At 71.4% G+C, this 19928-nt stretch carries 18 protein-coding genes and 1 pseudogene; 8 read left to right on the forward strand and 11 right to left on the reverse strand.

Translation table 11 applies throughout. From position 1 onward, the window contains the following. Nucleotides 1-102: 102 nt before the first annotated feature. On the forward strand, nucleotides 103-1308 hold the full coding sequence (locus ACIQ8J_RS21730; RefSeq protein ID WP_403275553.1) for an acyl-CoA dehydrogenase family protein: 1206 nt from the start codon (nucleotides 103-105) through the stop codon (nucleotides 1306-1308). A 27-nt stretch (nucleotides 1309-1335) separates the two neighbouring features. Here the strand turns inward: ACIQ8J_RS21730 and ACIQ8J_RS21735 are convergent, their stop codons facing one another. The 7 genes from ACIQ8J_RS21735 to lgt form a co-directional block, all read right to left on the reverse strand. After that, complete coding sequence (locus ACIQ8J_RS21735; RefSeq protein WP_403275554.1) at nucleotides 1336-1905, reverse strand: GAF domain-containing protein; 570 nt, start codon at nucleotides 1903-1905, stop codon at nucleotides 1336-1338. 2 nt (nucleotides 1906-1907) lie between these two features. Next, nucleotides 1908-2525: a GTP-binding protein gene (locus ACIQ8J_RS21740; protein ID WP_403607917.1), complete on the reverse strand. Its 618-nt coding sequence runs from the start codon at nucleotides 2523-2525 to the stop codon at nucleotides 1908-1910. Further along, the gene (locus ACIQ8J_RS21745; protein WP_399052044.1) at nucleotides 2503-2874 is read right to left on the reverse strand and encodes a DUF742 domain-containing protein; all 372 of its coding nucleotides are present in this window, start codon (nucleotides 2872-2874) and stop codon (nucleotides 2503-2505) included. The genes ACIQ8J_RS21740 and ACIQ8J_RS21745 overlap by 23 nt, the downstream gene beginning before the upstream one ends. A 2-nt stretch (nucleotides 2875-2876) precedes the next feature. After that, nucleotides 2877-3311: a roadblock/LC7 domain-containing protein gene (locus tag ACIQ8J_RS21750; RefSeq protein ID WP_403275556.1), complete on the reverse strand. Its 435-nt coding sequence runs from the start codon at nucleotides 3309-3311 to the stop codon at nucleotides 2877-2879. Nucleotides 3312-3318: 7 nt separating this feature from the next. Then, nucleotides 3319-5229, reverse strand: coding sequence for an ATP-binding protein (locus tag ACIQ8J_RS21755; RefSeq protein WP_403275557.1), 1911 nt, complete (start codon nucleotides 5227-5229; stop codon nucleotides 3319-3321). 450 nt (nucleotides 5230-5679) lie between these two features. Then, nucleotides 5680-7749, reverse strand: coding sequence for a transglycosylase domain-containing protein (locus tag ACIQ8J_RS21760; protein ID WP_403275558.1), 2070 nt, complete (start codon nucleotides 7747-7749; stop codon nucleotides 5680-5682). A 169-nt stretch (nucleotides 7750-7918) separates the two neighbouring features. Beyond that, the gene (lgt, locus tag ACIQ8J_RS21765; RefSeq protein WP_403275588.1) at nucleotides 7919-8782 is read right to left on the reverse strand and encodes a prolipoprotein diacylglyceryl transferase; all 864 of its coding nucleotides are present in this window, start codon (nucleotides 8780-8782) and stop codon (nucleotides 7919-7921) included. Nucleotides 8783-8963: 181 nt separating this feature from the next. On the opposite strand from lgt, the gene ACIQ8J_RS21770 reads away from it, so the two are divergent. Both ACIQ8J_RS21770 and ACIQ8J_RS21775 read left to right on the forward strand, forming a co-directional pair. Beyond that, complete coding sequence (locus ACIQ8J_RS21770) at nucleotides 8964-9455, forward strand: MarR family winged helix-turn-helix transcriptional regulator (RefSeq protein WP_403275560.1); 492 nt, start codon at nucleotides 8964-8966, stop codon at nucleotides 9453-9455. Nucleotides 9456-9849: 394 nt separating this feature from the next. After that, a complete protein-coding gene (locus ACIQ8J_RS21775) occupies nucleotides 9850-10302 on the forward strand; it encodes a TolB family protein (RefSeq protein WP_403275561.1) in 453 nt (150 codons plus the stop codon). A 4-nt stretch (nucleotides 10303-10306) separates the two neighbouring features. Here the strand turns inward: ACIQ8J_RS21775 and ACIQ8J_RS21780 are convergent, their stop codons facing one another. Both ACIQ8J_RS21780 and ACIQ8J_RS21785 read right to left on the reverse strand, forming a co-directional pair. Continuing rightward, nucleotides 10307-10633 (reverse strand): hypothetical protein, encoded by a 327-nt coding sequence (locus tag ACIQ8J_RS21780; RefSeq protein ID WP_403275589.1) that lies wholly within the window; start codon nucleotides 10631-10633, stop codon nucleotides 10307-10309. Between the two features lie 150 nt (nucleotides 10634-10783). Continuing rightward, nucleotides 10784-11008: pseudogene (locus tag ACIQ8J_RS21785) on the reverse strand (beta-galactosidase trimerization domain-containing protein); the annotation flags it as partial. Between the two features lie 182 nt (nucleotides 11009-11190). Between ACIQ8J_RS21785 and ACIQ8J_RS21790 the strand changes: the two are divergent. The 4 genes from ACIQ8J_RS21790 (at nucleotide 11191) to ACIQ8J_RS21805 (ending at nucleotide 17338) form a co-directional block, all read left to right on the forward strand. Then, a complete protein-coding gene (locus ACIQ8J_RS21790) occupies nucleotides 11191-11466 on the forward strand; it encodes a hypothetical protein (protein WP_403275562.1) in 276 nt (91 codons plus the stop codon). 1264 nt (nucleotides 11467-12730) lie between these two features. Next, nucleotides 12731-15268, forward strand: a complete 2538-nt coding sequence (locus tag ACIQ8J_RS21795; protein WP_403275563.1) for an MDR family MFS transporter — start codon at nucleotides 12731-12733, stop codon at nucleotides 15266-15268. Nucleotides 15269-15416: 148 nt separating this feature from the next. After that, nucleotides 15417-16844 carry an efflux RND transporter periplasmic adaptor subunit gene (locus tag ACIQ8J_RS21800; protein WP_403275565.1) on the forward strand — a complete coding sequence of 476 codons (1428 nt, stop codon included), beginning with the start codon at nucleotides 15417-15419 and terminating at the stop codon, nucleotides 16842-16844. Between the two features lie 92 nt (nucleotides 16845-16936). Further along, nucleotides 16937-17338: a hypothetical protein gene (locus ACIQ8J_RS21805; RefSeq protein ID WP_403275567.1), complete on the forward strand. Its 402-nt coding sequence runs from the start codon at nucleotides 16937-16939 to the stop codon at nucleotides 17336-17338. Nucleotides 17339-17504: 166 nt separating this feature from the next. On the opposite strand, the gene ACIQ8J_RS21810 is transcribed toward ACIQ8J_RS21805, so the two are convergent. Next, nucleotides 17505-18704: an MBL fold metallo-hydrolase gene (locus ACIQ8J_RS21810; RefSeq protein ID WP_403275568.1), complete on the reverse strand. Its 1200-nt coding sequence runs from the start codon at nucleotides 18702-18704 to the stop codon at nucleotides 17505-17507. Between the two features lie 90 nt (nucleotides 18705-18794). After that, nucleotides 18795-19241 carry a TIGR03618 family F420-dependent PPOX class oxidoreductase gene (locus ACIQ8J_RS21815; RefSeq protein WP_403275569.1) on the reverse strand — a complete coding sequence of 149 codons (447 nt, stop codon included), beginning with the start codon at nucleotides 19239-19241 and terminating at the stop codon, nucleotides 18795-18797. Nucleotides 19242-19313: 72 nt separating this feature from the next. Between ACIQ8J_RS21815 and ACIQ8J_RS21820 the strand changes: the two genes are divergently transcribed. Next, nucleotides 19314-19913: a GNAT family N-acetyltransferase gene (locus tag ACIQ8J_RS21820; RefSeq protein WP_403275570.1), complete on the forward strand. Its 600-nt coding sequence runs from the start codon at nucleotides 19314-19316 to the stop codon at nucleotides 19911-19913. Nucleotides 19914-19928 lie beyond the last annotated feature (15 nt).

Below are 19928 nucleotides of genomic sequence, written 5' to 3' on the forward strand. Positions count from 1 at the left end.
CAACAGCATGAGGGGGGTCGGCCTCTTCGGAACGGGACCACTGCCGATGCACCACCTGCGCGGGCCACCCGCGACAGGCGTTTCGCGGAGGAGGGCTCACGGATGGACGGATACTTCAACACCCGGCTGCACCATCAACTCAGGGAAGACGTCAGGCACTTCGCGGAACGCGAGGTCCGGCCACGGATCGCCGAGATGGAGGCGGCCCGCACCGTCCAGCACGAACTGTCGCAGCTCATCGCCCGGCAGGGCTGGATCGGAGCCACCGTCAGCCCCGCATACGGCGGGATGGGGGTCGGGCACCTCGGCAAGACCATCATCATCGAGGAGCTGTCCCGGGTCAGCGGCGCGATGGGCGCCATGGTTCAGGCCTCCCAGCTCGGTGTCGCCAAGATCGTCCACTTCGGGAACGAGGAGCAGAAGAAGACCTGGCTGCCGGCGGTCTCCGCGGGTGAGTGCCTGCCCACGATCGCCGTCACCGAGCCCGAGTCGGGCGGCCACGTGCTGGGAATGGCGGCGAGCGCGGTCCGCGACGGTGACGACTACGTACTCAATGGCCGAAAAGTCTATGTCGGCAACAGCCATGTCGGCGATCTCCACGGTGTGGTGCTGCGCACCGGGCCCGGCTCCCAGGGGCTTTCCGCCTTCCTCGTCGAGTCCGACCGGCCGGGCCTCTCACTGGGCGAGCACCGCGAGTCGATGGGGCTGCACGGCTTCAGCTTCGGCGAGCTGCACTTCGACAACTGCCGTGTTCCCGCCTCCCATCGGCTCGGCGAGGAGGGCGACGGCCTCGCCGTCGCGTACTCCTCCAGCGTGCTGTACGGGCGGGCCAACCTGACCGCGGTCTCGCTCGGCATCCACCAGGCGATCCTGGAGGAGACGGCCAAGTTCTGCACGGAGCGGATCCGCTACGGCAGCCCGTTGTACGAACTCCCCAACATCAAAATCAAGTTGGGGCAGTTGCAGTCCCGGCTGATGACGGCCCGGCTCGTCGCCTACCACGCGGTGCATCTGCTCGACCAGGGCCTGCCGTGCGACGCCGAGCTGATGAACGCCAAGGTGGTCAATGTGGAGTCGGCGCTGGACTCGGCGCGCAACGCCATGGAGATCCACGCGGCGGCCGGCCTGTTCACCGACCGCCCCATCGAGCGGTATCTGCGCGACGCCCACCACATCTTCGCCCCGGCCGGCACCTCGGACGTACAGCTGCTGCGGCTGGCCGAGGTGGCGCTGGGCACGGCGAAGGGCCAGTGGTCCCAGCGGCTCTCCGAGCTGGTGCGCATGGAGGAGCTGGCCGCGGCCCACTGACCGCGCGCCGCACGATCGGGACGGCGGTCAGAAGCCGCCGTCCTCGCGCCGGTGGATCTGCTCGACCAGCTCCGCCGCCATCGACTTGATCGTTTCGAGCCCGGCCCGGCCCCAGGGCCTGGGTTCGGTGTCGACCACGCAGATCGTGCCGAGCGCGATGCCCGTACGGTCGATGAGCGGCGCCCCCAGATACGACCGGATGCCGATCTCGTCCACGACCGGATTGCCCGCGAAGCGCGGGTAGTCGCAGACGTCCTCCAGGACCAGCGCCTTGCGGCGGACCACGACGTGCGGGCAGTACCCGTGGTCGCGAGCCATGATCCGGCTGACCCCGCCGGCCGTGGCCGTAGCTCCGAGGTCCGAGCCGGTGCGGGTGCCGTTCGGGGTGTGCAGTCCGGCGAAGAACTGCTGGTTCTCATCGATGAAGTTGACCATCGAGAAGGGCGCCCCGGTCACCTCGGCGAGCTTGTGGGCGAATTCGTCGAAAGCGGGGTCGGACTGCTCCCCTATCCCCAGCTGGCGCAGCCGCTGCACACGCACCGGCGCCTCCCGGTCGATGGGGGTGAGCAGCAGGTGTCCGGTCGGGTCGTACGTCATAGTCAGGCTCCATGGCTGGTGGCTGCCGGGATGGTGGCGAGCAGGTGCTGGACCAGGGTGACCAGCGTGCTGATGCCGGAACTGCCGATGCGGGCGTCGCAGAGCACGACGGGGACCTCGGGCTTGAGGTCTATGGCGGCCCGCACCTCCTCCGGCTCGTAGCGGTAGGAACCGTCGAACTCGTTGACGGCGACGAGGAATCCGATCCCGCGCCGCTCGAAGAAGTCCACGGCGGAGAAGCATTCGTCGAGCCGCCGGGTGTCGGCGAGGATCACCGCGCCCAGGGCTCCCTCGGACAGCTCGTCCCACATGAACCAGAAGCGCACCTGTCCGGGCGTGCCGAACAGATAGAGCACGTGGCGGTCGTCGAGGGTGATGCGGCCGAAGTCCATGGCGACCGTGGTGGTCGTCTTGGACTCGACCCCTTCGAGACTGTCGTGCGCCACGCTGACCGTGGTGAGCAGCTCTTCGGTGGAGAGCGGTTCGATCTCGCTGACCGCTCCGACAAAGGTCGTCTTGCCGACCCCGAACCCGCCCGCGACGAGGATCTTCAGCGCGGTCGGGAACAGGTCCACGGCGTCCCCGGTGGGGAGGGCTTCAAAGCCGTCGTCGTAGGCCATCGAGGACTGCCTCCAGCAGAGATCGGTCGGTGGGCGTGTGGTGGAAGCGGGGGGCCCGTGCGGTCACCGCCCCGCAGTCCACCAGGTCGGACAGGAGCACCTTGGTGACGACGGCCGGCAGCCGCAGGTGCGCCGAGATCTCCGCCACCGAGGTGGGTCCCTTGCACAGGCCGAGGGCCTGCGAGTGCTCGGGCCCCAGATGTGCCTGGGGCACCGAGCCGGTGGCCATGACCTGCGAGAGCAGGTCCAGGGTCGCGGTCGGCCTGGTGCGTCCGTTGCTGACGGTGTAGGGGCGGATCAGCCGCCCCGCCGCATCGTCCAGCCACGGCCCGTCCTGCGGGGCCGGCACGGTCAACTCCTCAGGCCGCTCGGTGATCCGGCGCCTTGCCGGGCCGGGGTCACGAGATAGGGCCGTACGCTCTTGACGAGCATGGCCATCTCATAGCCGAGGACCGCCGCGTCGGCCTCCCGGCCGGCCAGGACGGCGAGACAGGTGCCCGATCCGGCCGTGGACACGAACAGCAGCGTGGAGTCGAGCTCCACCACCACCTGCCTGACTTCACCGCCGTCGCCGAAGCGCGCCCCCGCGCTGCGGCCCAGCGAATACAGGCCGGAGGCGAGGGCCGCCATGTGGTCGGCGCTGTCGGTGTCCAGGCCGTGAACGGACTTCACCAGACCGTCGGAGGAGAGCAGAACCGCATTGCGGGTGTAGGGCACCCGCTGGACCAGTCCGCTCAGCAGCCAGTCGAGGTCCGAGACGTGTCCGGTCGGCGCATCGCTCGCCATGGTGCATCTACTCCTTGGAGTGTTCGGCGTCAGTGTCCAACTGGTGCGCCTGGGGGGAGAGGTGGGTCGGCTGTGCGGAGTGGCTCTGCTGGGCCTCGGCGAGTCCGATGCCCCGCTGGAAGGCGGCCATCAGCCCCGGGTCGTGCAGGGCGTTCTCGTCGTCCCGGCGGGGTACGGGTGCGTCCCGCAGCTGGGGTACCAGGTGCTCCTGGCTGCGGCGCCGGGGCAGGTCGGGGCGGCCCATGGTGCCGCGGACGGCACCGTTCTGGGCCCGCGGCACGGGGGGCAGCCGGGGGTCGGCGGGATCGGGAGCGGTGCCGTGGTGGATGCCGGGGGGCGCGGCCGCCGGGTTGGGCCGCTCGTCGTGCGTCCCGCGGACCGGCAGGGGCACGCTGCCGTGTCCGGCCGTGGTCGGCTCGGCCAGGTGCGGCCTGGGCGCGGGCGGCAGGTCGTGGCTCGGCCGCGCCTGGTGCGCGGGTTGCGGGGGTACGGGTACGGAGGCGAGGGCGGGCGCGGGGACGGCGGGCGGCAGCGGGGCGCTCACCTCGGCGGATCGCGCGACCTGGGCGGGTGCCGGGACCGCGGGCATCCGGCCGGTGCTCTCGGTGGCGTGCTGCGGGGCGTCGCCCGACTGGTTGACGCCTTCCTGCTCGGCTCCCAACAGGCCCTGCGGCAGCACGAGTACGGCCTGCACTCCGCCGTAGATGTTGGTCTGGAGGCGGACCGCGATGCCGTGCCTGCGGGCGAGGGCCGAGACCACGAACAGCCCGATGCGGCCGTCCTGGAGGAGGTGGGCGACGTTGACCTGGTCGGGGTCGGAGAGCAGCGCGTTCATCTTGTTCTGCTCGGTGACCGGCATGCCCAGGCCCCGGTCCTCGACCTCGACGGCCAGACCAGCCGTCACATGCTGGGCGCGCAGCAGGACTTGGGTGTGCGGGGCCGAGAACACGGTGGCGTTCTCGACCAGTTCGGCGAGGAGGTGAATGACGTCGGCGACGGCGTGGCCGCGCAGCGTCCCGTCGATCGGCGGCACCAGTTTGACCCGGGGGTACTGCTCGACCTCGGCGATGGAGGAGCGCAGGACCTCGGTCATGGTGACGGGGTGGGACCACTGGCGCCGCGAGATGGCGCCGCCGAGCACGGCGAGGTTCTCGGCGTGCCGGCGGATGCGGGTGGCCAGGTGGTCGACGTGGAACAGGCCCTTGAGCAGCTCCGGGTCCTCGACCTCGTTCTCCAGCTCGTCCAGGAGCTGGATCTCGCGGTGGACGAGGGACTGGAGCCTGCGGGCGAGGTTGACGAAGACCTCGACCTTCTGCTCGTTGCCGACGCTGCTGGAGAGCTGGGAGGCCTGCACCACGGCGGCCACCGCCGCGTCGTGGGAGCGGGTCAGCTCAAGCGCGAGCAGCTCGAACTCGTCCGCTCCCGCGGGTAGTTGGGCCGGAGCGTGGCGCGCGGGCGGGCCTTCGCCGCGGCGCAGAGCCTCGACGACCGTACGGAGGTCGGCGGCGGAGCGGGCGCTGCCGCGGCGCAGTCCGTTGGCGCGGCCGAGCACGGTCTTGGCGGCGCGGTCCGCGCCGATTCCGGCCGCCACCAGTGCGGCGATCGCGAGCGCAGCCAGGCCCGCGAGTGCGGCCCAGAGTCCCGGCGAGGGATGTTTGCCGGTGGAGTGCAGGGTGAAGGCGACGGCGGCCGCACCGCAGAGCACCGCCACAGTGGCGGGCAGTACGGCGGCGCGCAGCAGCTGCGGACGTATGCGGGACTCGGGAGACGGGCGCGGTCCGGGGGGCATCGGCGCCCGGCCGGCCGGGTCCTGGCGACCGGCGCCGGCTGGGGGCTGCTGCGGCCGGGTGGCGTTGCGGCCGTGCCGCCCGCCCTCGCGGCGGTCCGGCCGCGCGGCAGGTGCGCGGAGATGAGACATCGGCGTCCTCGGTGCGTGGGGTGGTCCCAGGGATCATTGTGGCAGGCCCAACTCGGCTGATGTAGGGCCCACATTGATCGGCGACCACTTACGGTAGTCGTCAATCCATCACCCTCGGTGCTCAGTTGGCAAAGTTCCACGCACAGCGTCCCGCTCTGGTATGACGCATCGTACGACAGACCGATAACGTGCGGGATCTTCAACTGCCCACTACGGAACGGCTCCTGCCGTTTCCTGCTCTTCCGCGTTCCGTTTCGTGTCGTAAGGCGGTGCGGCCGCGCTGCCGGCCCCGTGATGGCGGGGGGTCGCCGTCACGGGTTTGGCCGGAACATGCTGCGACGTGGGTTCGAAGGGCGGCTGAAATGCCCCCGCACAGACGGCCGGGAGCACAGGAGCGGCGGCCGCCGGGATCCCGGGCGCGGGCCGGTCCTCGGCGGGCCCCTGCCCCTTTTACCCCCTCGGGCCCTTGGCCCCGGGCAGCGTGGTCGTGGTGAGGGTTCCGGCGGGGTCTCCGGCGAGTGCGCCCTCGATGGCGTCGCGCCAGACGGGGCCCGCGAGGGTGCCGCCGAATGCCTGGCCGACGGTGGTGCCGCCGATGCTCTGGCCGTCGAGGTCCCGCGGGCTCCTGCTGTCGCTGACGACGGCGGCGCCGGACAGTTCGGGGGTGTACCCCGCGAACCAGACCTGCTTGCTGGCGTCGGTGGTGCCGGTCTTGCCCGCGCTGTCCCGGTCGGTCAGCCCGGCGGGCTTGCCGGTGCCGTCCTGGACGACGCCCAGGAGCATGGTGGTGACGGTGTCGGCGGTCTCCGGGGACATCACCTGGTGGCAATTGGCCTGCGGCACCGGGATGTTCTGGCCGTCCGGCTTGGTCACCGAGGTGATGGCGACCGGGGTGCAGTACGTGCCGTGGTTGGCGAAGGTCGCGTACACGTTGGCCATCTGCAGCGGGGTCAGGTCGTTGCTGCCCAGCGTCAGCGAGGGGACCACCTGCAATTTGGTGCCGCCCGCCTGCGCGGTGATGCCGAGCGCGTTGGCCATCTTCGCCACCGGGCACAGGCCCGTGTCGGCCTCCAGCTGGGCGAAGTAGGTGTTGACGGACTGGGCCATGGCGTCCGGCATGGTGAACGGTCCGACCAGGGAGTGGCTGTCGTTGTGGACCTCGCCGCTCTCCGGGTAGGTGTTGCCCGAGCAGTCGGACATGGCGGGCCAGGGCATGGAGTACGGCGCCGGGAACTGCTGGTCCGGCGCTGTGCCGTTCTCCAGCGCGGCGGCCGCCACGATCGGCTTGAAGGTCGAGCCGGTCGGGAAGCCCAGGCCGCCGCCCATGTCCGTACCGACATTGAGGTTGATCTCGGTCTGGTTGGCGCCCAGACCGTAGTCGCGGCTCTGCCCCATCGCGACGATCTTGCCGGTGCCGGGCTGGACGAGGCTCATCACGGCGGCGGCATCGTCCGTCGTGAACGCATGCGAAGTGACCGACTCCTGGAGGGCCTTCTGCGCTTTCGGGGCCAGCGTCGTGCGGATCTGCAGACCGCCCCTGCTCCACAGGGCCTGACGCTCGGCGGCCGTCTTGCCGAACGCCGGATCCGTGACGACGACCCGGTGTACGTAGTCGCAGAAGAAGCCCTCGCCCTGGTGGGCGGTGATGCAGCCCTGGCGCGGCGCGCTGACCTGGAGTTTGATCGGTGTGCCGATCGCCTGCTGGGCCTGCGCGGTGGTGATCGATCCGTACTGGGCCATCTTGGTCAGCACCGTGTCGCGGCGCTGCTTGGCCAGGCGGGCGTTGGTGACCGGGTCGTACATCGACGGCGACTGGACGAGCCCGGCCAGGAGCGCCGCCTGGGGCAGCGAGAGGTCCTTGGCGTGCACGCTGAAGTAGCGCTCCGCGGCCGCCTCGATCCCGTACGCCTGCTCGCCGAAGAAGGTGATGTTCAGGTAGTTGGTGAGGATCTGGTCCTTGGGCAGGGTCTGCTCCAGCTCGATCGCGTAGCGCAGTTCCTGGATCTTGCGGCCGAGGGTCTGACGCTGGGCTTCGAGTACCGCCTTCTGGTCGCTGCCCGCCTGCTCCACGAACACGTTCTTCACGTACTGCTGGGTGAGGGTGGAGGCACCCTGGGCGACGCTGCCGCTGGCCGCGTTCTTGTTCAGGGCGCGCAGCACGCCCTGCAGGTCCACGGCGCCGTGCTGGTAGAAGCGGTTGTCCTCGATGTCGACGAGCGCCTTCCGCATGACCGGGGCGATCTGCGCGCCGGGTATGACGGTGCGGTCGCGGTCGTAGACGGTGGCGATGAGACCGCCGTCGGCGTCGTAGATCTGGGACGCCTGGGAGAGCGGCGGGGTCTTGAACTCGTCGGGAAGGCCGTTGAAGCTCTGCGCCGCGGACTTGGCGCCCATTCCGAGCGCGCCCACCACGGGCAGCGCGATCCCGGCGGCCAGCGCGCCCGCCAGAATGCTGACCCCGAGAAACCGGAAGGTGCGGACGGTGGTGGATCCGGGCTGGCGGGAGCGCATCGAGGGCATACGGCGAAACATACGCAGTACACCTATGAATTCCGTCAAATAATCGTTTTTGGCGGGTGAATCCGGCCGCCCTCAGGCCGACGACCAGCCAGTCACCCCGCCGGGGCCGTGCCGGTGGGGGTGCCCATGGGGATGCCGATGGGGGTGCCGGTGGGGGTGCCGCCTGCCATCAATGCTCCCTGTCCTCATGGTCCGCGTGGTCCGCCCCGGTGTTCACCGTCTCCGGCGGTGTCTCGTGGGGCCCGGGGCGGCGGGTGGCGTACAGGTAGACGAGGGCCCCGGCGAACAGCGCGATGGAGACCCAGTCGTTCAGGCGCAGTCCGAGGAAGTGGTTGGCGTGGTCGACGCGCAGCGCCTCGATCCAGGCGCGGCCCGCGGTGTAGGCCAGCACGTAGCAGGCAAACAGCCTCCCCCGGCGCGGCCGGTAGCGCCGGTCGAGCCACAGCAGCAGGGCCATCACGCCGAGGTCCCACAGTGACTCGTACAGGAAGGTGGGGTGGTAGAAGGCGACGGTGGGGCTGTCCGCGGGGCGGTGGGCCGGGTCGATCAGGAGTTTCCAGGGCAGGCCGGTCGGGCCGCCGAAGAGCTCCTGGTTGAAGTAGTTGCCCCACCGCCCGATCGCCTGGGCCAGCACCAGGCCCGGGGCGGCGGCGTCCGCGAAGTCCGCGAGCCTGATGCCGCGCCGGCGGCAGCCCAGCCACGCCCCGACCGCGCCGAGTGCGACGGCGCCCGGGATGCCGAGCCCGCCGTCCCAGATGTACAGCGCGCGGATGGGCTGCTGCCCGGCGGTGAAGTACAGCTCCGGATCGGTGATCACGTGATACAGCCGCCCGCCGAGCAGGCCGAACGGCACCGCCCACACGGCGATGTCCGCGATGTCCTCCCGGTTGCCGCCGCGCGCGGCCCATCGCCGCCCGGTCAGCCACACCGCGACGAAGACGCCGGCGATGATGCACAGCGCGTACGCGCGGATCGGCACGGGCCCGAGGTGCCACACCCCCTGGGAGGGGCTCGGCAGATACGCCAGCGTCATGGGGATCATCGCTCTCGCCGTACGGTCCGGGCCATTGCCGGAGGACCCGCCCGACATTACATCGGACCCCGAAGCTTTCGGATGACGGTGGGTGGTCGGCACCCCCGGGGTGTCCGGTGGGTCGGAGCGGGCTGGAGTCGACCCCGGCCCTGACCCACCCGGCACCCCCTACGCTGCTTCCATGCCGCAGACCCGCACCGAGACGCCCGTGCCCGGCGGGGCCGCCACGCCGGACGCCCGCCTGCTCACCGAGGCCGTCACTCGCCTGCGCCGCGCGCTGCGCGCCTCGATCCGCACCGACTACCCGTGGGAAACCCTGCCCATGGCCCAGGTCGAGCTGCTGCAAGTCCTCGCCGAGCACTCACCGGCCCGCATCAGCGATCTCGCCACCCGCCAGCGGCTGGCCGCGAGCACGGTCTCCGGTCTCGTCGGGCAGATGATCACCGCCGGGCTCGTCACCCGCGCTGTCGACCCCGCCGACCGCCGCGCCTCCGTCGTCACCCTCACCGGCGCCGGCCGCGCCCAGCTCATGTCCTGGGCCGAGGCCCACGAACGCCGCCTCGACACCGCCCTCGACGCCCTGAACGAGGCCGACCGCGCCGCCGTACGAGCCGCCCTGCCCGCCCTGCTGCGCATCGCCGAACACCTCGACAGCGGCGCGGCGGGGGCCTGAACGGCGGGCCCGAAGACCGGAAGCACGACTGAGACCGTCGTTGCGGTCGGCATGCGCGGTGCAGCCCGGGTAAGTGACGGGACCCCAGAGGGATGACGGGGCGGATGGCGCAAACGTCCGTTGAACAGGGCGAGTTGAGCCGCATAGGGTCGCCTGGTGCGCAGTCGCCCCGTCCTCGCGGCACTCCTGGCCGCCGGTGTGCTGACGGCGTGCGGCAGCGATCCGGAGCCGCCGCGTCCGCCTGTTCCGACCGCGTCGCCGACGCTACGGGGTGACGGCGCCGAGCTGCTCTACCGCGACCCGGGGAAGTCCAGCGCCCAGAACCCCGCGTTCTCGCCCAATGGCAAGTCGTTGCTGTTCACCCTCTTCCGCGGCGGCTACAACGAGGTGGAAGGTGCGCAAGGACGGCTCCGGTCTCACCCGCCTGCTCGACGGCCCCTCCACCGGGACGGACAACCGCCAGCCGAACTGGTCACCGCGCGGCGACCGGCTCGTCTTCCAGCGGCGTGAACAGGCAGGCGACGCCTGGTCGTTGTACGTCATGAACGCCGACGGCACCGCGGTGCGCAGGCTCACCGAGGGCGTCGGCGAGCACACCGACGCGAGCCGGTCGCCCGACGGCACCTCGGTGGTCTTCTCCTCCACCGCGGGCGGCCTCGAACTCCCGAAGATCTTCGTGACCCCCTCCGCCGGCGGCCGCCCGGTCCGGGTGACCAGCGAGAGCGGCACCTACGACGGAGCACCCAGCTGGTCGCCCGACGGGCGGTGGATCGCCTTCGAGTCCCACCCCGGGGACGAGGACCGGCCGACTACGCTGTGGCGCGTCCCCGCCCCACGGCGGCAGTGACGGCTCAGCTCACCGTCACCGTGAGCAGCGAGTACTGAATGACCGTCAGGTCGATCGTGACCGTCGTGCCCGTCACCCGCCACGGGACCGGAACCGGTGCGGGTGAGGCCCCGTCCGGTGAACTGACCGCGGCGGCGGTCACCTGCCGGCCTGCCGGGATCGTCAGGGTGACCGCGCAGGTGGCCGGGGTCGTCGTGAACGGGGCCGGGGAGTCGGCGAAGTTGGTGAAGTTGACCAGCTGGACGACGGTGTCGTTGCCGAGGTGGCTCAACTCCAGGTGGATGCGGCGGTCACCGCTGAGCGAGACGGCGGGCGGGGCCGCCGCGCGCACCGGTTCGAGCAGCTGAGCCGCGCTCGGCTGGTCCGTACTCGACAGGTAGGACAGACCCAGCAGGTCCTTGAAGTACCAGCAGGTGCCCGCCCCGAACGCATGACGGTTGCCGGCGGGCAGGGCGTCGGCCTTGCGGAAGCCGAGCACGTCGGCGAGGGCGTACTCCGCCCTGGCGGTGCCGAGCGCGTCGAGGGCGGTGGGCGCGGGGCCGGTGATCACGACGGTGCCGCCGCCCGCCACGAAGGACCGCAGCACGCCCGCCTCGGCGTCCGACAGGGCTTGCAGGTTGGGCAGGAACAGCACCCGGTAGGCGGCGAGGTCGGCGCCCGTGATCCCGGGACTCGGCACGGTGTCGAACGGTATGTGGGCGTACACCAGCGCCTTGACCGTGCCGCGGAACTCGCCGAGCCACTTCTGCTGCGTGCAGCTCTCCTCGGAGGCCTCGATCCTTGACCCCGGCGGGCGGCCTGGTGTTGACGTACATGCCGCTTCCCTGGACGGGGCTCACGAAGTCGCGGCTCGCCGACGAGTGGTAGACGCCGACCGTCGCCCCGGGGGTGGCGCTGAACAGCTGCTCCTGGTGGGCGGCGACGAAGCCGAACATGCGGGTACGCATCGCCGTGTCGGTGCTCTCCGACTTGAACGGGCTCTTCACCTCGTACGGATTGCAGCCCGCCGCGAGCAGCTCGGCCATCACCAACGAGGCGTCGTCCGCCTTCCAGCCGTACGAGAACGCCCAGGCGGGCTTGGTGCCGCTGGCGGCCCGCGCGTACTTGTACATGGAGATCAGGCAGACCCAGTCGCTCGCCGTGGCATGGCGCATCCCGTCGTAGTTGCCGAGGATGTCCACCTCCCACACCTGGCTGATGCCGTCCGTCCGGCGCAGGTACGCGCCGTCGAGGCCGACCGTGGAGGCGTACTGGTAGTCCATGGTCACGGTCTCCACGAACGTGACCAGCTCCGGGTTGACCGAGCGCCCGGCGGCGGCGATGTCGAGCTGCCACTGGAACAGGTTGTGGTGCCGCCAGTCGACGTAGCGGCGGAAGGCGGGATCGTTGAAGTCGGCCGTGCGGGGCATGTCGAGGCCGGTGTCCGCCTTGAATGCCGAAGTCGCCCACGTCGAGGCGTCGCACCAGCTCAGGGCGCCGTCGAAGTAGATCGGAACGTCCGGCCAGATCGCATCGACACCCGTCGCGGCGAGCGCCCGGATGCGCGTCAAGTAGTAGTCGTGCCAAGGTGAGTTGGGGCTCAGCCAGCAGCTCTCGTCGCCCGGGTCCACCCAGACGACGAGGCTGCCGTAGAACACGTTCGGCTTGCCGTCGAGGCCGCGCTGCACCCAGTCCTTGCCGTTGCCGTCCTTGTAGAAGGAAGGCCCCTTCTCCCCTCCCGGGCTGATGAGTTCGAGTGACGGGTAGTACATGACCACGCGGATTCCGGCGGCGTGCGCCAGGCCGACGAAGCTCTTGACCTTCGCCATGTGGTCGGTGAACTGACGGTCGGTCAGCCAGTTCGACAGGATCGTGTCGAGCTCGATCACGCTCACGTTCTGGGCCTTGAGCGCGCTGATGACCGGCGCCATGTCGCGATCGGGGTCGGCGTCGTCCTCGAAGGTGCCGTCTGCGAGCCGCGCGAACCTGGCCCAGTCCGGGAAGGCAACCCCGGCGGCGGACGCGTCGGCCCAGGCGGGTCGGGTCCTGCCGGGCAGGAAGGGCATCAGGTTCGCCGCCACCGCCAGCCCCCCCCCGGCGCCGAGGCCCGTCCGTAACACGCTTCGGCGGCTCAGTCTTCGTCCAGACTCCATGACGCGTCTCTCCCCCCGACCGCACCGGTCGCTCCGGCTCGGGCGTGGCATCCTGTCGCCACCCGGAAGGAACGGCCAGAGCGCCCTTTCGGCCGGTGGTACGGGTCGCCCGCTGACGGGGGGGCTGAGGCGGACGCCGCGAACGCGAAGGGTACGTCGGCCAGTTGCGCCGACAGTTCCTGCGGGCGGCGGGCGGTCCCGGCGTCGGGCGTGGCGGCGGTGACGCACGCCCCTCACTGTTGCTTTCCCTCGCCAAAACCGGCCAAGGAGCCGGCCGGTCCGCTAACTTCCTGCATGTGGACCAGTTGATCGCCGAAGACCCGACCCACATAGGCCGCTACCGCCTCATCGCCCGCCTCGGCGAGGGCGGTATGGGACGCGTCTACCTCGCGCGCTCCGACATCGGCCGGACCGTCGCCGTCAAGGTCGTCCAGGCCGAATTCGCCCACCATCTCGAGTTCCGCAGGCGGTTCACGCGCGAGGTGGGCGCGGCACGGCGGGTGGGCGGGGCCTGGACGGCGGCCGTGCTCGACGCGGACACCGAGGCGGCGGTGCCTTGGGTGGCGACCCAGTACATACCCGGGCCCGACCTGCACACCGTGGTCGCCAAGGACTTCGGACCGTTGCCCGAGCACTCGGTCCACATCCTCGCCAACCGCCTCGCGCTGGCCCTTCAGGCCGTGCACGAGGCGGGCCTGATCCATCGCGACCTCAAGCCGTCCAACGTCCTGGTCACCGTCGACGGCCCCCGCGTCATCGACTTCGGCATCGCGCGGGCGCTGGACAGCCTGGCCGGGGACAGCCTGCTCACCCACACCGGCATGCTGGTCGGCTCCCCCGGCTTCATGTCGCCGGAGCAGGTGCGCGGCCTCGAACTCACCCCCGCCAGCGACGTGTTCTGCCTGGGTGCCCTGCTGGTCTACGCCGCCACCGGACGCCTCCTCTTCGGCGCCACCGACACCGGTCTCAACGCCCACCTGTTCCGGATCGCCGAGGAGGAGGCGGACCTGACGGGCGTACCGGAGTCGCTTGCCGATCTCGTACGCGCATGTCTGCACAAGGACCCGGCCGAGCGGCCCACCCCGCCGGAGGTGGCCGCGCGCACGACGACGGACCGGGCCGAGGAGTGGCTCCCCGGCCCCGTGCTGGCCCAACTCGGGCGCCACGCCGCCCAGTTGCTGGACTACGCCCCCGAGGCTCCGGCCGCCCCGCTGGTCCAGCCGCTGCCCCCACCGCCCGCGTACGCCCCGACAGCCCCGGCGGACTTCCGCCCCGCGCCGGGTTTCGGCCCGCCGCCGGACCCCTATCCCGGCGCGGGGCCCGCGCCTTCGGCCGATGTCCAGGGCCCGCATCCCCGGCGCTGGTGGGGCCTGGTGGTGATCACGCTGGCGCAGTTGCTCGTGCTGGTCAACGCCTCGTCCCTGAACATCATGGCGCCGTCCCTCCGAGCCGGGCTCCACCTGCCCCTCGACGGACTGAGGATGCTGCTCCTCGCCTATCCGCTCGCCTTCGGCGGTCTGCTCCTGCTCGGCGGCCGCACAGCCGACCTCATGGGCCGCAAACGGGCGTTGATCACCGGCCTGGTCGGATTCGCGGCGGCCTCCGCGCTCGGCGGCGCGGCCACCGCGAGCGGCATGCTGATCTGTTCCCTCGCCCTGCAGGGCGTCTTCGCCGCGCTGCTGTGGCCGGCCGCGCTGTCCCTGCTGTCCACCTCCTTCACCGACCCGAAGGAACGCGGCCGGGCCTTCGGGGTCTTCGGCGCGACCGTCGGCGGCGGCTCGGCGATCGGCCTGCTCGCGGGCGGCTGGCTGTTCACGCAACTGGGCTGGCGCCCGTGCCTGTACGTCAACGTCCTGATCGCCGCGGTCGCCGCGGTCGGCGCGGCCATCCTGGTGCACGACCGGCCGGGCCGCGGCGCGGTGCGCCTGGACGTGCTCGGTGCGGTGCTCGGCACCGGCGGGCTCGTCGCCCTGACCTACGGGCTCGGCAAGGCCGGGACGTGGCGGTGGGCCGACCCCCGGATCGTGGCGCTGCTCGTGGGCGGCGTCGTGCTGCTCGCGGTCTTCGCGTGGTGGCAGACCAGGGCGTCGAATCCGCTCCTGCCGCCGTACGCCTTCAGGGACCGCAACCGCCTCGGCGCCCTCCTCACCCTGGTCCTGGCCGGCCTGGCCCTGGTCGCGCTGTTCCTGACCCAGACCTTCTACCTCCAGGACGTCCTCGGCTACAGCGCGACCGGGACCGGCCTGGCCTTCCTGCCCGCCGTCGCCGCGATCGTCGTCGGCTCCACCCAGATCTCCGCCCGGCTGCTGCACCGCGTCGCACCCCGCACCCTGCTGGTGCCGGGCCTGGCACTCGTAGCCCTCGGCGTGCTGCTCCTGACGGGCCTCAAGCTCAACGGCACCTACACAGCCCAGGTGCTGCCCAGCATGCTCCTCACCGGCCTCGGGACGGGCATGGCGTTGATGCCGCTCTTCGCCATCACGACGGCCGGCAGCACCCCGCAGGATTCCGGCGTGACCTCGGCGGCGGTGAACAGCGCCCAGCAGCTGGGGAGTTGGATCGGTGCGGTGGCGTTCAGCGGCATCCTCGGCTCGGCCATCGCCGCCCGGCTGCGTGGTCTGACAGGGGTTCCTCCGGTCGTCGACACGCTGGCCCGCAGCGGCCACGCCGTCGGCCGGCGAGGGCTTCCGCCGGCCGTGTGGAAGCCGCTGGCCGAAGCGACCATGAACGCGTACACCTCCACCCTCTGGTGGGTGGTCGGCATCCTGCTGATCGCGGGCCTGGTGGCCGCAGTGATGGTCACGGCCAAGGCACCGGGTTCCGCCCGCGGTTAGGACACCCAGGCCCCTCCGCCCCGGCGGCAGGAGGACCTTCCGACCCACCTGGCGGCCCCGCCCGCAGGATCATTTTCCCAGGTCGCTGGTCCGGAAGCTTGGCCGAAGGGTCATGGTTCACCCAGGGATCGGGTGTCAGGATCCGCGTATGAAGGTCCTTCCACGGCTGCACAGAGCCGTCCTGTTGAACTCGGCGCTCGGCGTAGTACTCCTTGCAGCCGTGGGCGGTGCTTACGCGGTGGTGAACTCCGACGACGCCTCTCCCACGCGGACGGACACCCGCACCGTCGCCGTCGCGACGGGAAAGGTGCAGGCGACCGTCACCGGGTCCGGTGCGCTGACCTCGCCGAGCGATGCCTCGGTGAACTTCACCACGGGTGGGCAACTGACCGAGGTCGACGTCAAGGCCGGCGACAAGGTCACCAAGGGGCAGGTGATGGCCAAGGTCGACGACACGGCGGCGCGCGAGACACTCGCCCAGGCCAAGACGTCGCTGGCGACGGCCAAGACGTACCTCACCAAGGTGACGGAGGGTCAGACACCCACCCCGCCGGCCAGTCCCGGCGCCACCCCCTCCGGCGTTCCGAGCCACTCGTCGCCTCCCACTCCCCCGGCCTCTCCCACCCCCAAGACCACCCCGACACCGCCCACGCCCACCACGACTCCCACGCCGTCGTCCACGTCCAGCTCCAAGCCCGCATCCGCGGCCTTCGACGGCATATCCGTCCGGAACGCCGCGTTCGTGGACGCGCTCCCCGCCGCCGGTCCGGTGGATCCCACACAGCTCCTCCAGGCCCAGACACAGGTGGCCCAGGCGCAGACCGCGGTGGACAACGCCCAGCACACACTCGACGGAACCGTGCTGACCGCACCGCTCGACGGGACGATCGGAACGGTGAGCGCCACCGTCGGCCAGACGGTCATCGGCACGACCTACGCCTCCGGATCGGGCGCCGCTCCGGGTTCGGTACCGGGCGCCCCCGCCGCCCCGGGCGCCCCGGCTGCACCCGCTGCACCGGGCGGTACCTCGCCCGCCCAGAGCGGTTTCATCGTCATCACCAACCCGACCGGGATGCAGGTGAAGGCCAACGTCTCGGAAGCCGACGCGCTCAGGCTCAAGCCGGGCCAACCTGCGACCGTCACCCTGAACGCCCAGGCCACCACCGTGCTCAACGCGAAGGTCCTGTCGGTCGGTACGCTCGCGGTGAACGGCGGTGCCGGTGGCGGCAGCACCTCGGGCAACACCACGCAGTACCCCGTGACGCTCGACATCATGGGCCCGACGAAGGACCTGCACACCGGACAGAGCGTCAGCGTCCAGATCGTCGCCGGTGAGGCGTCCGATGCGCTGTACGTGCCGACGGCGGCGCTGAGCGGTACCGGTCCCACCCGCACGGTGACGGTTGTCGGTACGGACGGCGCCGCGCACCCCGCATCGGTCACGGTGGGCGTCGAGGGAGACACGAACACCCAGATCACCAGCGGCCTGACCCAGGGTCAGAAGGTGCGGATCACCACGCTTGCGCCTTCCGGCCACAGCGGCTCGGCGAGCGCCGAGCTCGGCAACCGGTACTGATCCGGAGCCGGGGGCGGCGTCTGCTTCCGGTCGGCTTCAGGGTGAGCGGCCTGCGACCGCACCAACACACGAACCAAGGGAGTACCGAAGACATGGTCCGAGACCGTGACGAGTTCACGAAGCCCGACGGCCAGGACCCCACGCCAGCCGCTCCGGCAACCGTCACCTCATCCGCCCCCACCGCGGTCCAGCCCGTGGTCCACGAACAGCCCGTCGGCGCCACCGGCGCATCGACGCGTGCGACGCCTTCGGCGGAGCAGGGCCTCGCGGAACTGCCGCACGCGTCGGCCGAGTTGAAGAAGCGCAGCGCCCCGCCGTGGCGGGACCTGCCGTGGCTGACGCTGCTCCTGGCCGCCGGCGTGGCGGCCGCGCTGGCCTTCATAGCCGGCGCGCTGGTGGAGAAGCACCATCTCCGCCACCCCGACAAGCCCGCGGCCGCGGCGGCCCTGCAGGCCACCAGCGGCTTCTCCGACCCGACCGCGTCACGTTCGTGAGGCTGCCGATGCGGCGGGTCGGTCGTCGGAGGTAGTCGCGGCCCGGCGGGCGATCATCCCGCCGGGCCGCCGACAGCCGAGCCCCGGCCCGTGAACCGGGCCGGGGCTCGGAGCGACAGGTCGGCGAGAGTCATCGCCGTCCGTAATCGCATATCGCTCGTATCGCTTATCGCTCGCCCGCGAGGTCCAGCTCGGCCGGGCTCGTCCTCGGCTCCGCGAGGCCCGGCATCGGCCGCCGCCAGTGATGGGCGATGGGGCCGGTCACGGCACGCCACCACGGATCCGTCGGAAGGGCCCCGGCCGGTTCGAACGGCTCACCTGGCCTGGGCGTCGCCAGAGCCTGCCCGGCCTCCGCCGCGGCGTCCATGGACCACTCGCCGGGCTCGGCCCACGCATGCAGCGCAAGGTTGAACGTGCCCCAGTGGATCGGCATCGTCACGCCGTGCGGTGCCCCGCCCTGGAGGTCGAGGTGGGCGCGCAGGCCCTCGGCCGGGGTCATGTGGATGTCCGGCCAGAATTCGCTGTACGCGCCGACCTGGATCATGGTGGCGTCGAAAGGCCCGTGCTCCGCGCCGATGTCGCGGAAGCCGCCGAAGTAGCCGGTGTCGCCGCTGTGGTAGATCCGGTGCTCGGGGCCGGTCACCGCCCAGGATGCCCACAGCGTGTGCTGCTGGTTGCGCAGGCCGCGGCCGCAGAAGTGGCGGGCGGGGGTCGCGGTGAGGGTGATCCCGTTGACCTTGACGGACTCGTTCCAGTCCAGCTCGTGCATCCGGTCCACCGGTACGCCCCAGTGCTCCAGGTGGGCCCCGACGCCGAGCGGCACCACGAAGACCGTGCCGGTTCCGGCCAGCGCGCGGATGGTGGGCAGATCGAGGTGGTCGTAGTGGTCGTGCGAGATGACGACGACGTCGACCGGCCCGAGCGAGGCGAGCGGTACCGGGACGGGGTGCAGTCGCTTCGGCCCGGCGAACGGGAACGGCGAACAGCGCTCGCCCCACACCGGATCGAACAGCACCCGGCGCCCGTCGATCTCGGCGAGCACGCTCGAATGCCCCATCCAGGTGAGCCGCAATCCCGTGACCGGCGGCTTCGCGATGTCCGCGAGCGTCGTCGGGTACACCGGGATGTTGCCGGTGGGGGCCCGGCGTACCCGCTGCTCCTTCTCGAAGAAGAGCTTGGCGAACTCCAGGGTGGAACCCGACGGTCTGGTCCGAGCGCCCTCCGGGTTCTGGAACACGCCGTCCGCGAAGTTCGGCGAGCGGCGGATCCGCGCCATCCGCTCCCCCGTCGGATCGGCGCCGAACGCGTCGGGCCGCAGCTCGCGCAGCCTGGAGCGGAGTGGAAGCAGAGAACCAGCGCCGGTCACGGCACCTCCTGGGGCTCGGGGTCGTTCCATTATGTGCGGCGGCCACGAGCACACCTTCGGGCAGGTGGCTCGACCGGTCACGCCGGTCGTTCAGACGCCCTGACGCGGCTGGCCGTACGCCCGCTCCACGCGCAGCCTCAGTACGAGGCGCCGGTCGCGCACCATGGCGCCGCGGTACTCGTCCCAGTCGGGGTGCTCGCCGCGCACGTCGCGGTAGAGGGAGACCAGTTCCTCGACCGTCTCGTCGTACGGGTCCGCCGCGACCGGGGTGAGATCGGCCGTGCCCTCTGCCACCGTCCACGCCCAGCGGTCGTCGCTGGTCACGTGGTAGCTGGCGCGGGGATCGCGGCGCAGGTTCCTGGTCTTGGCCCGGTCGTCGGTGAGCGAGACCTTGATGACGCCCTCGCCGGGGTAGTAGGCGTGATTGACGTTGGAGAGCTGAGGCCGCCCGTCGCGCTTCAGGGTGACGAGGACGCCGCCGTCCTGTTCGGCGACCAGCTTCAGCAGGGATTCCTGGGATGCGTCGAATGCCGTCATGGCTGGGGAACGCCGGGAGAGGCGGCCGGATTCCCCCGGGGCCCGCCGTGCGGCGCCTGCCATGATGCGGGGATGATCACTCCGATACCTTCCGTGGTGCCCGCCGGACGGATGGCCCGGCAGGCACAGCCCTCCTTCGTCCTGCCCGGCGGACGGCAGCTGCGCCCCTGGCGGGAGTCCGACGCCGACGTGCTGCTGGCCGCGTCCCGGGATCCGGCGATCGTGCGGTGGAACCGCGTGGAACCCCTCTCGGCGCGCGCCGCCCGGGAGAAGATCGCCGGCTGGGGGCAGCGCTGGACCGACGAGGCCGCCGCCATCTGGGCGATCTCCCGGCGGGACGACGACGAAGCCGTGGGGCTCATGGGGATCGCCGACCTCGATCTGCGGGGCGGCAGCGGCGAAATCCTCTACTGGCTGCTTCCGACCGGACGCGGCGCGGGCGCGGCGCTCGACGCCACCCTGCGGGTCAGCCGGTGGGCGCTGGAGGAACTCGGGCTGCACCGGATCCGGATCACGCACTCGGTGGCGAACCCGGCCTCCTGCCGTGTGGCCCAGCGCGCCGGGTACGCCCTGGAAGGCACGATGCGCAGCGCGCTGCTGCACGCCGACGGCTGGCACGACGAGCATCTGCACGCCCGGGTGGCGGGCGACCCCTGGCCGTCGGGCGGCTGAGGCAAACCGCCGGTC

This window comes from Streptomyces sp. NPDC094147 (assembly GCF_044764265.1).
GTDB lineage: Bacteria > Actinomycetota > Actinomycetes > Streptomycetales > Streptomycetaceae > Streptomyces.

Excerpts from the sequence above, each read along its gene's own strand:
- ACIQ8J_RS21740 (WP_403607917.1), bottom strand. The coding sequence starts at position 2,525 with ATGGCCTACGACGACGGCTTTGAAGCCCTCCCCACCGGGGACGCCGTG.
- ACIQ8J_RS21760 (WP_403275558.1), bottom strand. The coding sequence starts at position 7,749 with ATGCCCTCGATGCGCTCCCGCCAGCCCGGATCCACCACCGTCCGCACC.
- lgt (WP_403275588.1), bottom strand. The coding sequence starts at position 8,782 with ATGACGCTGGCGTATCTGCCGAGCCCCTCCCAGGGGGTGTGGCACCTC.
- ACIQ8J_RS21805 (WP_403275567.1), top strand. The coding sequence starts at position 16,937 with ATGGTCCGAGACCGTGACGAGTTCACGAAGCCCGACGGCCAGGACCCC.
- ACIQ8J_RS21770 (WP_403275560.1), top strand. The coding sequence starts at position 8,964 with ATGCCGCAGACCCGCACCGAGACGCCCGTGCCCGGCGGGGCCGCCACG.
- ACIQ8J_RS21820 (WP_403275570.1), top strand. The coding sequence starts at position 19,314 with ATGATCACTCCGATACCTTCCGTGGTGCCCGCCGGACGGATGGCCCGG.
- ACIQ8J_RS21735 (WP_403275554.1), bottom strand. The coding sequence starts at position 1,905 with ATGACGTACGACCCGACCGGACACCTGCTGCTCACCCCCATCGACCGG.
- ACIQ8J_RS21750 (WP_403275556.1), bottom strand. The coding sequence starts at position 3,311 with ATGGCGAGCGATGCGCCGACCGGACACGTCTCGGACCTCGACTGGCTG.
- ACIQ8J_RS21755 (WP_403275557.1), bottom strand. The coding sequence starts at position 5,229 with ATGTCTCATCTCCGCGCACCTGCCGCGCGGCCGGACCGCCGCGAGGGC.
- ACIQ8J_RS21815 (WP_403275569.1), bottom strand. The coding sequence starts at position 19,241 with ATGACGGCATTCGACGCATCCCAGGAATCCCTGCTGAAGCTGGTCGCC.
- ACIQ8J_RS21730 (WP_403275553.1), top strand. The coding sequence starts at position 103 with ATGGACGGATACTTCAACACCCGGCTGCACCATCAACTCAGGGAAGAC.
- ACIQ8J_RS21800 (WP_403275565.1), top strand. The coding sequence starts at position 15,417 with ATGAAGGTCCTTCCACGGCTGCACAGAGCCGTCCTGTTGAACTCGGCG.